Source organism: Pantoea sp. BL1, from assembly GCF_000963985.1.
In the GTDB taxonomy this organism is placed as follows: domain Bacteria; phylum Pseudomonadota; class Gammaproteobacteria; order Enterobacterales; family Enterobacteriaceae; genus Pantoea; species Pantoea rwandensis_B.
Genome location: NZ_JZRH01000011.1, coordinates 139,926 through 157,596, shown reverse-complemented (window position 1 = coordinate 157,596; position 17,671 = coordinate 139,926). Strand labels below are relative to the sequence as shown.

At 54.6% G+C, this 17,671-nt stretch carries 12 protein-coding genes; 5 read left to right on the top strand and 7 right to left on the bottom strand.

Going from position 1 to position 17,671, the window contains the following annotated elements; translation table 11 throughout:
* Positions 1 to 111: 111 nt before the first annotated feature.
* Complete coding sequence (locus VH86_RS25700) at positions 112 to 249, bottom strand: hypothetical protein (protein ID WP_156150568.1); 138 nt, start codon at positions 247 to 249, stop codon at positions 112 to 114.
* A 427-nt stretch (positions 250 to 676) separates the two neighbouring features.
* Here VH86_RS25700 and metA point away from each other — a divergent pair, with 427 nt between their 5' ends.
* From metA to aceK, 4 genes are all read left to right on the top strand, one after another.
* Entirely contained in the window at positions 677 to 1,606 is a 930-nt protein-coding gene (gene metA / locus VH86_RS07465; RefSeq protein WP_034827128.1) for a homoserine O-succinyltransferase, read from the top strand.
* Between the two features lie 272 nt (positions 1,607 to 1,878).
* The gene (aceB, locus tag VH86_RS07460) at positions 1,879 to 3,477 is read left to right on the top strand and encodes a malate synthase A (protein WP_045832424.1); all 1,599 of its coding nucleotides are present in this window, start codon (positions 1,879 to 1,881) and stop codon (positions 3,475 to 3,477) included.
* Positions 3,478 to 3,493: 16 nt separating this feature from the next.
* Positions 3,494 to 4,795: an isocitrate lyase gene (gene aceA, locus VH86_RS07455; protein WP_045832423.1), complete on the top strand. Its 1,302-nt coding sequence runs from the start codon at positions 3,494 to 3,496 to the stop codon at positions 4,793 to 4,795.
* Between the two features lie 134 nt (positions 4,796 to 4,929).
* A complete protein-coding gene (gene aceK / locus VH86_RS07450) occupies positions 4,930 to 6,663 on the top strand; it encodes a bifunctional isocitrate dehydrogenase kinase/phosphatase (RefSeq protein WP_045832422.1) in 1,734 nt (577 codons plus the stop codon).
* On the opposite strand, the gene iclR is transcribed toward aceK, so the two are convergent.
* A complete protein-coding gene (gene iclR, locus VH86_RS07445) occupies positions 6,660 to 7,490 on the bottom strand; it encodes a glyoxylate bypass operon transcriptional repressor IclR (protein WP_038643723.1) in 831 nt (276 codons plus the stop codon). The two genes, aceK and iclR, sit on opposite strands and share 4 nt — an antisense overlap.
* Positions 7,491 to 7,688: 198 nt before the next feature.
* Here iclR and metH point away from each other — a divergent pair, with 198 nt between their 5' ends.
* Positions 7,689 to 11,372: a methionine synthase gene (gene metH, locus VH86_RS07440; protein ID WP_045832421.1), complete on the top strand. Its 3,684-nt coding sequence runs from the start codon at positions 7,689 to 7,691 to the stop codon at positions 11,370 to 11,372.
* A 119-nt stretch (positions 11,373 to 11,491) separates the two neighbouring features.
* Here the strand turns inward: metH and VH86_RS07435 are convergent, their stop codons facing one another.
* From VH86_RS07435 to pgi, 5 genes are all read right to left on the bottom strand, one after another.
* Positions 11,492 to 13,582, bottom strand: a complete 2,091-nt coding sequence (locus VH86_RS07435; protein ID WP_045832420.1) for a YjbH domain-containing protein — start codon at positions 13,580 to 13,582, stop codon at positions 11,492 to 11,494.
* Positions 13,582 to 14,319, bottom strand: a complete 738-nt coding sequence (locus VH86_RS07430; protein ID WP_045832419.1) for a capsule biosynthesis GfcC family protein — start codon at positions 14,317 to 14,319, stop codon at positions 13,582 to 13,584. The genes VH86_RS07435 and VH86_RS07430 overlap by 1 nt, the downstream gene beginning before the upstream one ends.
* Entirely contained in the window at positions 14,316 to 14,963 is a 648-nt protein-coding gene (locus tag VH86_RS07425; protein ID WP_045832418.1) for a YjbF family lipoprotein, read from the bottom strand. Before VH86_RS07425 ends, VH86_RS07430 begins: the two co-directional genes overlap by 4 nt.
* Before the next feature lie 77 nt (positions 14,964 to 15,040).
* Positions 15,041 to 15,289, bottom strand: a complete 249-nt coding sequence (yjbE, locus tag VH86_RS07420) for an exopolysaccharide production protein YjbE (protein ID WP_034827112.1) — start codon at positions 15,287 to 15,289, stop codon at positions 15,041 to 15,043.
* A 523-nt stretch (positions 15,290 to 15,812) separates the two neighbouring features.
* Positions 15,813 to 17,459 carry a glucose-6-phosphate isomerase gene (gene pgi / locus VH86_RS07415; RefSeq protein WP_045832425.1) on the bottom strand — a complete coding sequence of 549 codons (1,647 nt, stop codon included), beginning with the start codon at positions 17,457 to 17,459 and terminating at the stop codon, positions 15,813 to 15,815.
* Between the last annotated feature and the right edge of the window lie 212 nt (positions 17,460 to 17,671).

Here is a 17,671-nt window from a genome sequence, read left to right as displayed (position 1 = left end):
GGGAACTGCCAGGCATCAAACAAGTGAAGAAACCCTGAACGCAAGTTCAGGGTTTTTTTACGTCTGAAATTTACGCCTGAAGTTTAGCCAGACGATCATAAAACCCTCTGTTTACCGGCCATTTCTCAGCCATTCTTCGATAAAATCAGCAACCTTAACCGGCTGATTAATATCACGAAGAGGCCGGTCGATCGTTAATTTCTCATCGCTGGCCATCGCAATCACATATTCATCCAGTAAATCAGCCACTTCACCTTTGACACCACGCCGCCACAGCGCGATTTTGGCTACGGGTTAACCTCAAAACCTTAAGCTAATCCTGATAAATCAGCAGTACTTTGATTCTATTTTGTATCCACTGAACGGCTACCACTCCGGAACCGAGTCGCTGTAGTGTTGACTACAAACAGCGGTCATTATCTGTTGAATTAGATCCACATTTCAGCAATAAAAAACCATTCTCAGAATCACGCCTATATGCAAAATAGGCATAAATCCAAGCGTCAGCACGGTGAAAACGCGACTTAAATAACCTATTTGCCGGAATGAATCCCGCTTTAAACTGAAACATTTTCATAATCCGCATGAAGACTCGACATTCAGCGGATGCCAGGCTAACCTCGGGCATCTGGATGTCTAAACGTTTATACGGTTATCAGTAAGAGGTCAGTCAGTTATGCCAATCAGAATCCCCGACGAATTACCGGCAGTGAATTTTTTGCGTAATGAGAACGTGTTTGTCATGGCCTCATCGCGCGCCAGTGTTCAGGAGATTCGTCCGCTTAAAGTACTGATCCTCAACCTGATGCCAAAAAAGATCGAAACGGAAAATCAGTTCTTACGCTTACTCTCCAACTCGCCACTGCAGATCGACATACAGCTACTGCGCATCGACAGTCGTGAGTCACGCAATACGCCGAGCGAGCATCTCAATAACTTCTACTGCAACTTCGAAGATATTGAGCACGATAATTTCGATGGTCTGATCGTTACGGGTGCCCCGCTGGGATTGGTAGATTTCAATGACGTGGCATACTGGCCGCAGATTCAGCGTGTGCTGCACTGGGCGAAAGAACACGTCACATCCACGCTGTTTGTCTGTTGGGCGGTGCAAGCAGCCCTGAACATTCTCTATGGTATTCCTAAGCAGACGCGGCAGAACAAGCTTTCGGGTGTATATGAACATCAAATCCTGCATCCACATGCCTTGTTAACCCGTGGATTTGACGACAATTTTCTCGCGCCTCATTCGCGTTATGCTGATTTCCCGAGCCAGTTAATTCGCGACTATACCGATCTCGAGTTGTTTGCCGAATCTGACGCCACCGGGGCTTACCTGATGGCGAGCAAAGACAAGCGCCTGGCATTTGTTACTGGCCATCCTGAATACGATGCGCTGACGCTGTCCGGTGAATATCATCGAGATTATGATGCCGGGCTGCACCCGGAAGTACCGTTTAACTACTTCCCGCAGGACAACCCTGAACTGCCACCACGTGCCACCTGGCGCAGCCACGGTAATCTGTTGTTCTCAAACTGGCTAAACTATTACGTTTACCAGATCACGCCGTTCGATCTGCGTCATATGAATCCCACACTCGACTAAAGCAAAGCTCGCTTTTCTCGTTAAATGTGCCGTGACAGCCTCGTGCTGTCGCGGCATTTTTTTTGCCTTGCGCAAAGTGGTGGAATCCATTGCCTTTAATTCGAGAGTTTAAATTACATTTAAATCATAAAGATAAATCAGTTAAGAAATAAAAATGGAAATAGTTTTTGAAAACAAAGTAAAAATCATTATGCTCTGATCTTGCCGGTTAAAAATCACCCTACACCCGGATCCCCGTAAGTGGGGGACGGATCAAAACAGGAGCAGCCCGCATGACAGATTCGGTTATCCACAATACGCTGACTTTCACTCAGCCCTTTACCCAAGCGGAAAAGCAGCTGCTCACACCGGAAGCCATCGACTTCCTGCATACACTGGTTGCACGTTTTGCACCGGAACGTGAGCGCCTGTTAAAGGCACGTCAGCAGCGCCAGCAACGTTACGATCAGGGGGCTTTACCGGACTTTGATTCGGAAACAGCTTCCATTCGTAATCGTGACTGGCAGGTACGTCCAATTCCCCAACTGCTGCGCGATCGTCGCGTTGAGATCACCGGTCCGCCGGATCGCAAAATGGTGATCAACGCGCTGAATGCTAACGTCAATGTCTTCATGGCCGATTTTGAGGATTCACTGGCACCGACCTGGCAGAAATTGATGGATGGCCAGCTGACACTGCGCGATGCGGTTAAGGGCACGCTGAGCTTCACCAGTGAAGCGGGCAAGATCTACCAGTTGAAATCCGATCCTGCTCTGCTGATGTGCCGTGTACGTGGACTGCATCTGAATGAAAAGCATGTTGAGTGGCGCGATCGTGCCATTCCTGGCGGACTGTTTGATTTTGCGCTCTATCTGTTCCACAACGTTGATGCGCTGCTGGAGAAGGGGCACGCGCCCTGGTTCTATCTGCCAAAAACCGAGCATGCGTCTGAAGTGGCGTGGTGGCGTGAGATCTTCCGCTTTAGCGAAGATCGTTTTGATCTGCCGCGCGGCACCATCAAAGCCACGGTGTTGATCGAAACGCTGCCGGCAGTATTCCAGATGGACGAGATCCTGTGGGAACTGCGCGATCACGTGGTCGGCCTGAACTGCGGCCGTTGGGATTACATCTTCAGTTACATCAAAACCCTGGCACAGCACGGCGATCGCATTCTGCCGGATCGTCAGCAAATCAGCATGGATCAGCCTTTCCTCGATGCCTATTCACGGCTGCTGATCAAAACCTGCCACCGCCGCGGCGCCTTAGCGATGGGTGGCATGTCCGCGCTAATCCCCAGTAAAGACGCCGAACGTAATGCGTGGGTGATGCAGAAAGTACAGGAAGACAAAGCGCGTGAAGCCGGTAACGGTCATGACGGCACCTGGGTCGCACACCCGGGCCTGGCCGATATCGCGATGGCAGAATTTGTTCGCCAGCTGGGTGAGCAACCGAATCAGCTGCATGTCAGTCGCGATCAGGATGCGCCCATCACCGCCGAACGCTTGTTGCGCCCATGCCGGGGGCTGCGTACTGAAGCGGGTATGCGCGCCAACATTCGTGTGGCGCTGCAATACCTTGAGGCGTGGATCGGGGGTAACGGCTGCGTGCCTATCGATGGATTGATGGAGGATGCCGCCACGGCAGAAATTGCTCGTACCTCCATCTGGCAGTGGATTCACCACAAACAGATCCTCAGCGATGGCCAACTGGTGACCACCGAGCTGTTTGAACGTCTGCTGGATGAGGAGATGCAAGCGCTGCAACACACGCTGGGTGAAGAGCGCTGCCGTAGCGGGCGCTTCGCCGATGCCGCCGCACTGATGGCGCAAATCACCACGGATAACGAGCTGGTTTCTTTTCTCACTCTGCCGGGCTACCGCCTGCTGCCATGAACCTGGAGATAACGCTATGAATCGTAACCAACAGATCAAACAACTGGAATCGAGCTGGAACGACGCACGCTGGCAGGGCATTACCCGTCCCTACAGCGCAGAAGATGTTATCAACCTGCGCGGTTCGGTGAATCCGGCCTGTACGCTGGCAGAGCGGGGGGCCAATAAACTGTGGTCGCTGCTCAACGGTGAATCCACCAAGGGCTATATCAACAGCCTTGGTGCCTTAACCGGCGGGCAGGCGATACAGCAGGCCAAAGCGGGAATCGAGGCGATCTATCTCTCCGGCTGGCAGGTAGCAGCGGATGCGAATATGGCCGGGCAGATGTATCCCGATCAATCGCTCTATCCGGCGAACTCGGTGCCCAATGTGGTCGAGCGTATTAATCAGAGCTTCCAACGCGCCGACCAGATTCAGTGGGCGAATGGTGTGTCACCAGAGGATGAGGGCTTTATCGACTACTTCCTGCCGATTGTGGCGGATGCGGAAGCCGGCTTTGGTGGCGTGCTCAACGCCTTCGAGCTGATGAAATCGATGATACAAGCAGGTGCTGGCGCGGTGCACTTTGAAGATCAGCTGGCCTCGGTGAAGAAGTGTGGCCATATGGGCGGCAAAGTGTTGGTGCCAACCCAGGAAGCGATTCAAAAACTGGTGGCCGCGCGACTGGCAGCCGATGTCATGGGGGTGCCCACCATATTGCTGGCGCGCACCGATGCGGATGCTGCTGATTTGATTACCTCCGACTGTGACGAGCGCGATGCGCCGTTTATCACCGGGCAACGCACTGCGGAAGGGTTCTTCCGCACTCGTGCCGGTATTGAGCAGGCGATCAGCCGAGGTTTGTCTTATGCGCCGTACGCAGATGTACTCTGGTGCGAAACCTCGACGCCGGATCTCGAACTGGCGCAGCGTTTCGCCGATGCGATCCACGCACAATATCCGGGCAAATTGCTGGCCTACAACTGTTCGCCATCGTTTAACTGGAAGAAGAACCTCGACGATCGCACCATCGCCCGTTTCCAGCAGGCATTGAGCGACATGGGCTACCGCTTCCAGTTCATCACGCTGGCGGGTATCCACAGTATGTGGTTCAACATGTTCGATCTGGCGCACGCGTATGCGCAGGGTGAAGGTATGCGCCATTACGTTGAGAAAGTGCAGCAGCCGGAATTTGCCGCGCGCGAAAAAGGTTACACCTTCTCCTCACATCAGCAGGAAGTGGGCACCGGCTATTTTGACCGTATCACCAACGTGATTCAGGGCGGCCAGTCTTCCGTCACTGCACTGACCGGTTCCACTGAGGCCGCGCAGTTCTGATCAGTCTGCATGCGTACCCTACGAAAATCGCACGATACATTCGTAGGGTCGCCATTGATGACGACCAAAAACCGCATCCCGGACTTTCATCACGCCTGGCCCACGGACGGGCGCCCTTTGCCGGAGCGTTGCCGATGACACCAAGAGAATCTCTGATCGCCCACACCATTCTGCAAGGTTTCGACGCGCAGTATGGCCGCTTTCTGGATATCACTGCAGGCGCCCAGCAGCGCTTCGAGCAGGCCGACTGGCATGCCGTGCAGCAGGCGATGAAAGCGCGTATCCATCTTTATGATCACCATGTCGGACTCGTGGCCAACCAACTGCGCATCCTCAATGACGTGTCGAACTGGGATGAGGCGTTCTGGCTGCGGGTAAAAAGCCATTATGAGACGCTGCTCCCCGGCTATCCGCGCCATGAAATCGCCGAAAGCTTTTTTAATTCCGTCTATTGCCGTCTGCAAGGCCATAGTCATCTGGATCCCGAACGCCTGTTTATCTTCCCGTCGCAGCCTTATGCCCCGACGCCGCTGGCCCAGCGTCCGCTGTCACGCTTGTATCGCCCGCAGCACAACTGGCATGAGGTGCTGCGTCAGGTGCTCAATGATATTCCTTTGCGCTTACCCTGGCAGGATCTCACCCGTGATATTGGCTGGATTGTCCGCCATCTGCATGAGCAGTTCAGCTCCACTCAACTGGCAGCTGCCACGCTGGATGTCGCCGGTGAATTGTTCTACCGAAATAAAACCGCATGGATTGTGGCGCGATTACAGCTGAGTGATGGCATGGTGCCTTGCTTACTGCCTATTCAGCGTGATGAGGCGGGACGCTTGTGGATCGACACCTGCTTAACCGACAGCGACGACGCCAGCATCGTGTTTGGCTTCGCCCGCGCCTACTTTATGGTATATGCACCCGTTCCTGCGGCGTTGGTTGCCTGGCTGCAACCGATTCTGCCGGGAAAAACCCTTGCCGAACGCTACATGGCTATCGGTTGCCAGAAACACGGCAAAACCGAATGCTACCGCGAATACCTGGATTATCTGGTACACAGCGACGAAGATTTCACCATCGCGCCCGGCATCCGCGGCATGGTGATGCTGGTGTTTACGCTGCCAGGATTTGATCGCGTATTTAAGGTGATTAAAGATCGCTTCGCGCCGCAGAAAGAGGTCACTGATGCGCAGGTGCGGGAATGCTATCGCATGGTCAAAGAACACGACCGCGTGGGACGCATGGCGGATACCCAGGAATTTGAGTACTTCGCGATACCGTGCGCACGTATCCCGGCAGAGCTGATGGAGGAATTTCAACGCGACATTCCGGAGAAGATGGAACTGCGTGACGACGTGCTGATCATTCGACATCTGTGGCTGGAGCGTCGCATGGAGCCACTCAATTTGTGGCTGGCGCAGGCCACGCCGGAACAGCGTCAGCACGCGGTGGGTGAATATGGCGACGCGATTCGCCAGCTGGCGGCAGCCAACATTTTTCCCGGCGACATGCTGTTCAAAAACTTCGGCATGACGCGCCACGGCCGCGTGGTGTTTTACGACTACGATGAAATTCGCCCCATGACCGAATTGCAGTTCCGCGATGTGCCGCCAGCGCGTTACGAAGAGGATGAACTGCAGGCCGAGCCGTGGTACAGCGTGGGACCGGATGATGTGTTCCCGGAAACCTTCCGCTATGCGCTGTGCAGCGAGCCTGGCACCGGAAAGTTATTGCAGACGTTGCATCCGCAATTGTTTGATCCGGGCTGGTGGCGCGCGCTGCAAGCGCGCATTCGTCAAGGTCACATCGAAGAAGTGATCGCCTGGCGCGCTGGACAACGTTTCAGCGCGCGCTATGCATCAGTGGCCGCTTAGCGGCCAGAATAGGTTTGCGTGACCTGCCTGGCAGCGCGGATCACCAGCGCGCCCAGTTCGGTCACGCGGTCGTCGGTCATGCGCGCGATTGGGCCGGAAATCGAGATGGCGGCAAAAGGCTCGCCGTGCTCGTCATAAATCGGGGCCGCTACGCAGCGCAGGCCCAGCGCGTGCTCTTCATCATCGTGTGAAAAGCCCATCTTACGGATCAGCGCCAGATTCTCTTTGAGGCTGTGCGGAGACATCAACGTTTTCGGCGTGTAGTGGTGCAATCCTTTCTGATGCAACAGCGCGGTCACCTGCTCATCGCTGAGATGGGCGAGAAATGCTTTGCCAGCGCCAGACGCGTGCATCGGCAGCTTACCGCCAATTGGTGCCGACATACGCATCAGCTGCGTACACTGCACCTGGTCGATAATCACTGCCTGATAGTCGCTGAGATCCAGCACCGCCAGATTCACCGTCTCTCCGGCATCTTCCATCAGTTTACGCAGGATGGGATGCACAATCGCCAGCAGATTGCGGCTCTGCAGGAAGCTACTGCCGACCACAAACGCGTGCGATCCAATCGTCCAGAAGCCCAGATCGCCCACCTGATGCACAAATCCCTGCTGCTGCATGGTGGTCAGCAAGCGATGCGTGGTGGAGTTCGGTAAACCGGCCTGTTGAGCCAGCTCGGTCAGCGCGACGCTGCCGTGAGATTCGGCGATCAGTTCGAGTAAACGCAGACCGCGCGTCAGGGATTGAACTTGCCCACCTGCCGGGGCGCTGGTGGCTGTTGCGGCACGCGGTTTTTTTCCACGTTTCGCCGGTACTGGGGTTGCCATAACGTCTCCACAATCGCATCAATGCTGGAAACCATTTTCGTTTTTGAGCGTATGAATGCAAACGCTGCTTTACTGGTCGGATCTGTGATGCTTTCAGGCTGAAAATGTCTCATCTGTCGTGACTTTTGCTCACCGGAAAGTTATGCCAGTATGTCTGGCTGGCATATTAGCCAATGCAATGACGTGGACGGGGCGAGAGTGAGCAACAAAACCGAAATGCTGCATCAGCAGCTGGCACAGCGCATTATGATTTTGGATGGTGGCATGGGCACCATGATCCAGAGTTATAAACTGATTGAAGCAGATTTCCGGGGCAGCCGTTTTGCCGACTGGCCCTCTGATTTAAAAGGCAATAACGATCTGTTAGTGCTCACCAAACCGGACGTTATTCGCGAAATTCATGATGCTTATCTCGCCGCTGGCGCAGATATTCTGGAAACCAACACCTTCAACTCCACCACCATTGCGATGGCCGATTACGCGATGGAAGCTTTGTCAGCGGAGATTAACTTTGAAGCGGCAAAACTGGCGCGTGCCAGTGCGGATGCATGGACGGTAAAAACACCGGACCGACCGCGCTATGTTGCGGGCGTGCTCGGTCCCACCAACCGCACCTGCTCCATTTCGCCCGATGTGAACGATCCTGCCTTCCGTAACGTCACCTTCAATCAGCTGGTGGAAGCCTACCGCGAATCAACGCATGCCCTGATTGCGGGTGGCTCCGACCTGATCATGATTGAGACAGTGTTCGATACCCTGAATGCCAAGGCGGCGATTTACGCTGTGCAGGTCGAGATGGAAGCGATGGGTGTGAAGCTGCCGGTGATGATCTCCGGCACCATCACTGATGCGTCGGGCCGCACGCTCTCCGGGCAGACCACCGAAGGTTTCTACAACTCACTGCGCCACGCCGAGCCGCTGTCGTTCGGCCTCAACTGTGCACTGGGCCCGGACGAGTTGCGTCAGTATGTGCAGGAGCTATCCCGTATTGCGGAAGGCTATGTCACTGCCCACCCTAACGCCGGATTGCCGAATGCGTTTGGTGAATATGATTTAGATGCGGCAACCATGGCTGAACAGATCGGCGAATGGGCGCGAGCTGGCTTTCTAAATATCATCGGCGGCTGCTGCGGTACCACGCCGGAGCATATCGCGGCGATGGCGGCGGCGGTTGAGGGCGTTGCACCCCGTCAGCTGCCTGAGATCCCTGTTGCCTGCCGTCTGTCCGGTCTGGAACCCCTGAATATTCACGCTGATTCACTGTTTGTGAACGTCGGCGAACGCACCAACGTCACCGGTTCGGCCAAATTTAAGCGTCTGATTAAAGAAGAGAAATATAACGAAGCGCTGGATGTGGCCCGTCAGCAGGTGGAAAGTGGCGCGCAAATTATCGATATCAACATGGACGAAGGCATGCTGGATGCGGAAGCTGCGATGGTGCGCTTCCTTAACCTGATTGCCGGTGAACCCGATATCGCACGCGTACCGATTATGATCGACTCCTCCAAGTGGGAGGTGATCGAGAAAGGGCTGCAGTGCATTCAGGGCAAAGGCATCGTTAACTCCATTTCGATGAAAGAGGGCGTTGAGCCGTTTATCGAACACGCGCGTAAAGTGCGACGCTACGGTGCCGCCATGGTGGTGATGGCGTTTGACGAAGTCGGCCAGGCGGATACCCGCGCACGCAAAATCGAAATCTGTCGTCGCGCCTACAAGATCCTGACGGAAGAGGTCGGTTTCCCGCCAGAAGATATCATTTTCGACCCAAATATCTTCGCAGTCGCCACCGGTATTGAAGAGCATAATAACTATGCGATGGACTTTATTGGTGCCTGTGAAGACATCAAACGCGAACTGCCGCATGCGATGATCTCCGGCGGCGTCTCTAACGTGTCGTTCTCGTTCCGCGGTAACGATCCGGTGCGTGAGGCGATTCATGCGGTGTTCCTCTATTACGCGATTCGCAACGGGATGGATATGGGCATCGTCAACGCCGGGCAACTGGCGATTTATGATGATTTGCCCGCAGAATTGCGCGATGCGGTGGAAGATGTAGTGCTGAACCGCCGCGACGATGGCACCGAGCGTTTGCTGGAGCTGGCGGAGAAATATCGCGGTAGCAAGAGCGACGGTGAGCAGGAGAAGCAGCAGGCCGAATGGCGTAGCTGGGACGTGGTCAAGCGTCTGGAATACTCGCTGGTAAAAGGCATCACTGAATTTATCGAGCTGGACACCGAGGAGGCGCGTCAGGCTGCCGCACGGCCTATTGAGGTGATTGAAGGGCCGCTGATGTCCGGCATGAACGTGGTCGGCGATTTGTTCGGCGAGGGCAAAATGTTCCTGCCGCAGGTGGTGAAATCGGCGCGCGTGATGAAGCAAGCGGTGGCCTATCTCGAACCTTATATTGAAGCCAGCAAAGAAGCCGGGCGCAGCAACGGTAAAATCGTGCTGGCGACGGTGAAGGGCGATGTGCATGACATCGGCAAAAACATTGTCGGCGTGGTGCTGCAATGTAATAACTACGAAATTATCGATCTTGGCGTGATGGTGCCAAGTGACACAATCCTGAAAACCGCCATGGCTGAAAATGCCGATATCATTGGGCTTTCTGGGCTGATTACGCCATCACTGGATGAAATGGTCAACGTGGCGAAAGAGATGGAGCGCCAGGGCTTCACCATTCCGTTACTGATTGGCGGTGCGACCACGTCGAAAGCGCATACGGCGGTGAAGATCGAGCAGAACTACAGTGGTCCAACGGTGTATGTGCAAAACGCCTCGCGTACCGTGGGTGTTGTCTCTTCACTGCTCTCCGAAAGCCTCAAAGAGGAGTTTGTGGCACGCACGCGCAAAGAATACGACACGGTGCGCATTCAGCACGCACGTAAAAAGCCACGTACGCCGCCGGTCAGCCTGCAAACCGCACGCGACAACGATTATGCCATCGACTGGGAAAGCTATACGCCGCCGGTCGCGCATCGCCTTGGGGTCAGCGCGGTGGAAGCCAGTATCGACACGCTGCGTCACTACATCGACTGGACGCCGTTCTTTATGACCTGGTCGCTGGCGGGGAAATACCCGCGCATTCTCGAAGATGAAGTGGTGGGTGAAGAGGCTAAACGCCTGTTTGCCGATGCCAACGCTATGTTGGACAGGCTCAGTGAAACCGGCACCCTCAATCCGCGTGGCGTAGTAGGGATTTTCCCGGCAAACCGCGTCGGAGACGATATCGAAGTCTACCGTGATGAAAACCGCGATCAGGTGATAGGTGTGAGCCATCACTTACGTCAGCAGACCGAGAAGACTGATTTCGCCAACTACTGCTTAGCTGACTTTGTTGCACCGAAATCCAGCGGTAAAGCCGATTATCTCGGCGCTTTTGCGGTGACCGGTGGGCTGGAAGAGGATGCGCTGGCCGAAGCGTATGAGCAGCAGCATGATGATTACAACAAGATCATGGTTAAGGCGCTGGCAGACCGGCTGGCAGAAGCTTTTGCCGAATATCTGCATGAGCGGGTACGTAAGGTGATTTGGGGCTTTGCTGCCCATGAGAACCTGAGTAACGAAGAGTTGATTCGCGAAAATTATCAGGGCATTCGTCCTGCTCCGGGCTATCCGGCCTGTCCGGAACACACGGAGAAAGCGCAAATCTGGCAGTTGCTGGATGTGGAGACGCACACTGGCATGAAGCTCACGGAATCCTTTGCTATGTGGCCGGGCGCGGCAGTATCCGGCTGGTATTTCAGCCATCCGGACAGCAAATACTTCGCTGTGGCGCAGATACAGCGCGATCAGGTGGAAGATTATGCGGCGCGTAAAGGGATGAGTGTCAGTGAGGTTGAGCGCTGGCTGGCACCGAATCTGGGTTATGACGCGGATTGATGGGCTGATGGCGTAAAAGGACACGCAGAGCATGCAGTCGGGGCCCAACCAGGCAAGGCCCCGAGACCTCCAGGTAAGCACCTGGAGGTCAACGCCGTTTCAACCTTCCACACTTGTCGTTAATTAAACCGCGCATCACGATCTGAGGTCATGTCATACAGCTGATATTTACGCCCCAGCATCTGTCCGCCATCACGCGTTAGCGGCACCCAATTCACCTGCGCACGGCCACGAGTTGGCGTCACGGTAAACAGATCCATTGGAATCGAGATATAGAAGCCTTTGGTGAAGTCGCCTTCGCCATAGGCCTCGGCGGACACGTTGGTTTTAGTGGCGTAGAAGCCGACCATCACACCGCTGTCGAAGCGCTTCGACACATCAACCGTCACACCTTTATCTTTCGCCAGATATTCACCGACGCTGGCTTTCACCAGCACGTCCTGCATGAACCATGGGCGCCAGTACGCGGTGAAGTGTCCGGTTGGGGCTTTGTAGTCGGTGAACTGCATCATGTTGTCCCAGTCACGTTGTTTCACGTAGTTGGCATCAACACCAAAAGCCCAGTTGCTGTCTATCGGACGATACAACACTTCACCACCCACGCCGCCGTACATGGTTTCGAGATAACCGCCGTACACCTGGCCATAGAAGCCATTGCCGAGATACCTCATGTAGTTGGCTTGCAGGTCATTAACGTAAACATTGTTCTCGACGTAGTCGCGAATATGGGTTCGCACGCGCGGCAGGGTGGAGTCAGCCGGCGCGCCATTGTAGTTAAATTTGTCGTAGTTATTGGCGAGGTTACCAAACAGGCTACCGCTAACCAGCAGGTGATCGGTCAGTGCGTAATCAACGCTGCCCATCACGCCCAGTTGGTACATGTAGAAGCTTTCAGGCCCACCAACCGACTGATTGAGCACCGGTGCCAGATTGTAGTGAAGGCGATCTTTGCGGATAAAGAAGCCTTGTTCAGTCTCGCCTGGATCGACCGGATTCTCACGCGTCTGCTGCAGCGGCTGCTCATGACCCAGCGGGTAACCGCTGAGTTCGTTATGCAGGCTGGCAACGTCGGTGCGGGTGGTCACCTGCGGCATATTGAGGCGCGACTCGGTGACATCAATGGTATCAATGCCGGCCGGCAGGTTGTTCATGATGATGCGATTGGCACGATCGACGCCTTCGCGCGTATCGCGATATTTCGTCTGTTCGCCAGAGACATACAGCGTACTGCCTTTAGTCTGGATGCGCGGACCGCTTAATCCGGCGTTGTACTTCAGATCGGTCAGCTGGTTGGCTACCACCGTCGGTTGCAACAGATCGCCCTGCGGCTGCGGATGGTAAGCCGGTTTGGCACTATCAATGTGCGACTGGCGCAGATCGTTGAAGTTAGTGCGCACGGTCACGCCAAACATAAAGGTGTTGCCACGCTCATAGCTGGCGTTGATATCGGCCCAATCGGTCAGGCGATAAATCGCTCCAACGTTGACCTTGCTGCGCTGTTCCAGACGTCCGGCAAAGTCATCCTGATAGTCATTGCCTTCATATTCCAGCTTCAGGCGTAGCGGCTGCCAGGGGGTTTGATACTCCACGCCGCCAAACAAGGCTGCCGGGCCGTGGAACATCTGGGAACCATTGATAGAACCCGCTGAGCCACCGCCGGTGCGGCTACAGAAGCTGTCGCTGTAGGAGCAGAACGGGTTTTTGATGCTGCCGCTGTTACCGAGGTAGCCCCAGCCGATGCCCATGGTGAAATCAAACGGCCCCCAGGCTTTGGTTGCCACCAGATATTCACTGTCAAACAGGCCGGTACCGCCCAAATCACGCGATCCGACTGCCACTTCAGGCAGCCAGTAGCTCTCCTGCCACAGACGCAGTTTCACATCGAAGGCTTTGTCTTTATAACTTTGGTCGCCACTGAAGCCTTCAACTGCGCTGTAGCGACGCGTGCGCACGTCAGTGTAACGCACGGTGGTTTCCAGCCATGGGAACAGCTGCAGCGAAGCAGAGTAGTAGCGATATTGATCGTTATCGCGGAAGTTCAGGCTGAATTCGCCCTCTTTCGCCATACGTGCCGTGGGGGTCTGCATCAAACCCACGCCGCCGAAATCCGATTGTGATGGCCCGATGGGTTCCGGCCAGGTTTCCGCGTGCACCTGGCATGCCGCAGAGACAGAAGCAGCCAACAGGCTGAGAAGTAATTGTTTTTTCATCAGTCTGGAATCCGGTGTGTCAGAACAGAAAGCATGCGCGCATTCAAATCAGCTTTGCCCCAGGGCAGGCTCCACGAGGTAAAGCCCAGCCAGATGATGCTGCCGGGTGCCACTTCCACGTGACGTTGATTCCAGTAGGCGACCGGCACCTGCTGCATCTGACCGGCAGGCGAGATCACCGTGGCGAAACTGCGCTCGGCTCCTGACAGGCGATCGTGCGTATCAAGGTAATCACGCACGGTACGACCGGGTTGCCAGCTTGCTTTGCCGGGATGTTCCAGCGCGCCGAGAATCAGCACCTGATTAGGTTGCGACAGCGTGTAGAGGTCGTAGCTGCCCTGTAGCGTGCGATTGGCTTCTGGACGCAGGCGCACCCAATCAGGATCGAGCGCAGTGAACAGGCGCCCGGTGACCTGTATCGCGCTGAGCTGGTGGATCACCGCGCCAATGGTCGCTGCCAGCGTATCGCCGCTGTCAGCCTGCCAGGTGCGTAAATCAGCCAGCAGCTGTTTCTGTTGTTGCTGTGCCACCGTCGTTGCGTCACGTTCAGCGATCACCGTGCCGGACCACCAGGTGTGTATTGCCGGGTTGGTGACCAGCTGCGCCAGATTCTGTGCATGATCGATCTGCAGGCTGTTTTGGCTGTGCAGGTCATGCACCGTGACCTGACTATCTGCCAGCGCATAACCGGCCGTCAGCAGCGCGATGGCCGTTAACAGAGGGGAGATTATTTTCATGATTTCGCCGGCTTCAGAATAGTGGTTTCAACAGGGAAGGCATCTGCGGCGAGCATTTGATTTGCCTGCAAAACGCTGCCATCACGGTTATCGATCCAGAAGGTGTTTTGCCATTCTGCGCCGACATCATCCATTCGCACGGTCTCGATCCAGACACGGCAGGGCACGCGCTCACCAGCGATGTTCAGCACGGTGTCATAGCCGCGCTGAAAGGTGGAAATGGCGGTGGCAGCGCGCACTTTCTCTTTCTCGCGCCACTGCACCACGCGGGTCCAGTTGGCATTGTTTTGCAGATGCAGCGCATCGGCGAGCGGATCCTGCGCCAGATTGCTGACCTCATCAAGATTGCTGGTCAGCCCCAGCGTTTTGACCAGCCTGCCATGCTGCATCACCAGCATCGCCTTATCCTGAGTGATCCATTTCTGTTGGCCGTTTTCGTCGTAACCAAGCACCACAAAAATGCGTGGCCCTTCATTGATTCGCGCATACAGGCTGGCGTAAGGGAGACTGGCGACCTGCTCATCGGTGACGGTGACATCATCCGGACCGTTCACGGCCAGCATCACGGTTTGTTCCAGGCCTTTTTGCGTTTGTGTGCAGGCCTGCAGCAGCAGGCAGAAAAGCAGCAAGGAGAGTCGGTGCACTGTGTATATCCCTGTCAAAAATAAAACCAGGCAAAAAATAACCACACGGCTGTGTGGTTATGTTTAAAGGTGCTACATCAACGCGTGGTGCTCGTTGTGGTGGTCGTTGTTGTGCCGGTATTTGCGCCGTCGCCACCGCCAGCAGCAGCGATGCCGAGACCGACTAACGCGCCCAGTGCGCCGATACCTACAGCAGTAGTGGCACCGGTCGAGATTGCTCCCGCCTGCGCACCTGCTGCAGCACCAGCTTCTTCCGGTGCGGCAATCGCAGCGGAAGAAACGGCGACGTAAAGTAAGGCTGCACCGGCAACCATCAGTTTTTTCATAACAACGTTTCCTGCATTTTTAGAAACAAATGAATGAAGGATGTACCCTAATTTCGGGCGCGTTCAGTATAGGGCAACAAATTACCAGAGTTCATTGCCAGTAAAAGAGGGTGATAATCAGGGGTTATTCTGGTGATAAATACGGCGAAATGGCGATAGCTGCTTTTTTTTAATGAAGATTTTTACGAGGGTGGAATATTTGCGTGGCTGAGGTTGATGCGGCAGGATTTTTCACTTTTGCATTAAAAAATGGTACGGAATAGGAATAATCAGAATTTCCTGAACAGGGTTTAATTTTAATAACTGTTTAATCAATCAGATACATATTATAAGCGGCTTATTTAGATCCATTTTTTTATCAATGAACTGTCGTTGTTGAACGGCAACTTCCGATTTTCCTTAGACCATTTTAAGAATTATCTAACCGCGATGGGGCCACTCAGTATCAAATTTAGGAGGATAACCGCATGTTTGACAAAAATAAGGCGGCAATGAAGCCGCCTTATTCGTATCGGCAGGAAAATTAGCGCCAGGATTTGTAGCGGTTAATTAAGCCATTAGTGGAACTGTCATGGCTGTTAATCTGCGCTGCATTTTCCAGCTCTGGCAGAATACGGTTTGCCAGCTGTTTGCCCAATTCAACACCCCATTGGTCAAAGGTGAAGATGTTAAGAATCGCGCCCTGAGTGAAGATCTTGTGTTCGTACAGCGCAATCAGTGCACCCAGGCTGAACGGGGTGATCTCACGCAGCAGGATGGAGTTGGTTGGGCGGTTACCTTCGAAAACCTTGAACGGCACGATGTGAGCAACAGACTCAACGGATTTACCGGCATCGGTAAACTCTTTCTCGACCACATCACGAGATTTACCAAACGCCAGTGCTTCGGTCTGCGCGAAGAAGTTCGACAGCAGTTTCGGATGGTGATCGGTCAGTGCGTTGTGGGTCTGCGCCGGGGCGATAAAGTCGCAAGGGATGAGTTTGGTGCCCTGATGAATCAGCTGATAAAACGCATGCTGGCCGTTGGTGCCTGGCTCGCCCCAAATAATTGGGCCGGTCTGGTAGTCTACCGGGTTGCCTTCGCGATCCACGTACTTACCGTTGGACTCCATGTTGCCCTGCTGGAAGTACGCCGCGAAGCGGTGCATGTACTGGTCGTAAGGCAGGATGGCTTCGGTTTCGGCACCAAAGAAGTTGTTGTACCAGATACCAATCAGTGCCAGCAGCACTGGCAGGTTCTGCTCGGTTGGTGTGTTGGCAAAGTGGTTGTCCATCGCATGCGCGCCGCTCAGCAGCTGTTCGAAGTTCTCGAAGCCCACTGACAGGATGATCGACAAGCCAATCGCTGACCACAGTGAATAACGACCGCCGACCCAGTCCCAGAACTCAAACATGTTGTCGGTATCGATACCGAACTCGCCCACCGCTTTACCGTTGGTCGACAGCGCAGCAAAGTGTTTGGCGACATGCTGCTGATCGCCCGCGGTTTTCAGGAACCAGTCGCGCGCGCTGTGGGCGTTGGTCATGGTCTCCTGCGTGGTGAAGGTTTTAGACGCCACGAGGAACAGGGTGGTTTCCGGGCTGAGATCTTTCAGCGTTTCGGCAATGTGCGTGCCATCCACGTTAGAAACAAAGTGCATGTTCAGGTGATTTTTATACGGGCGCAGCGCCTCAGTCACCATGAATGGACCGAGATCCGAACCGCCGATACCGATGTTCACCACGTCGGTGATCGCTTTGCCGGTATAACCTTTCCACTCGCCGCTGATGATGCGCTCCGAGAAGCCTTTCATCTTCGCCAGCACCGCGTTCACTTCTGGCATCACATCTTTGCCATCAACAATGATTGGCGTGTTGCTGCGATTACGCAAAGCAACGTGCAGCACGGCACGCTCTTCGGTGCGGTTGATCTTCTCACCAGAGAACATGGATTTGATGGCGCCCGCCAGATCGGTCTCTTTTGCCAGCGCCTGTAACTTATCGAGGGTTTCCTGGGTGATGCGGTTTTTTGAGAAATCCACCAGCATCTGATCGTCGAAAGTGGCAGAGAATTTCGCAAAACGATCGGCATCATCTTTAAACAGATCGGCGATCTGCACCGATTTCATCTGGTCAAAATGCTGCTGCAGCGCTTTCCAGGCTGCGGTTTGTTTCGGATTGATATTTTTCATGGCAACACTCTTGTTGAAATAAGAACCGTCATTCCAGCCGGGCGCGTCCTGCTGGCCCAGCGTGCTAAGCATTTCTTGTGGCTGATACGCTACCGCGAACGGGTTTCAGTATGACCACAGTTGCAAACGAAGGGAAAAAATTTGTGACCGTGGCCGCAAGGTTTCAGGTTAATCCGGCGGCGATTGTCGATGTTCTGGCAAACAAATTCCCT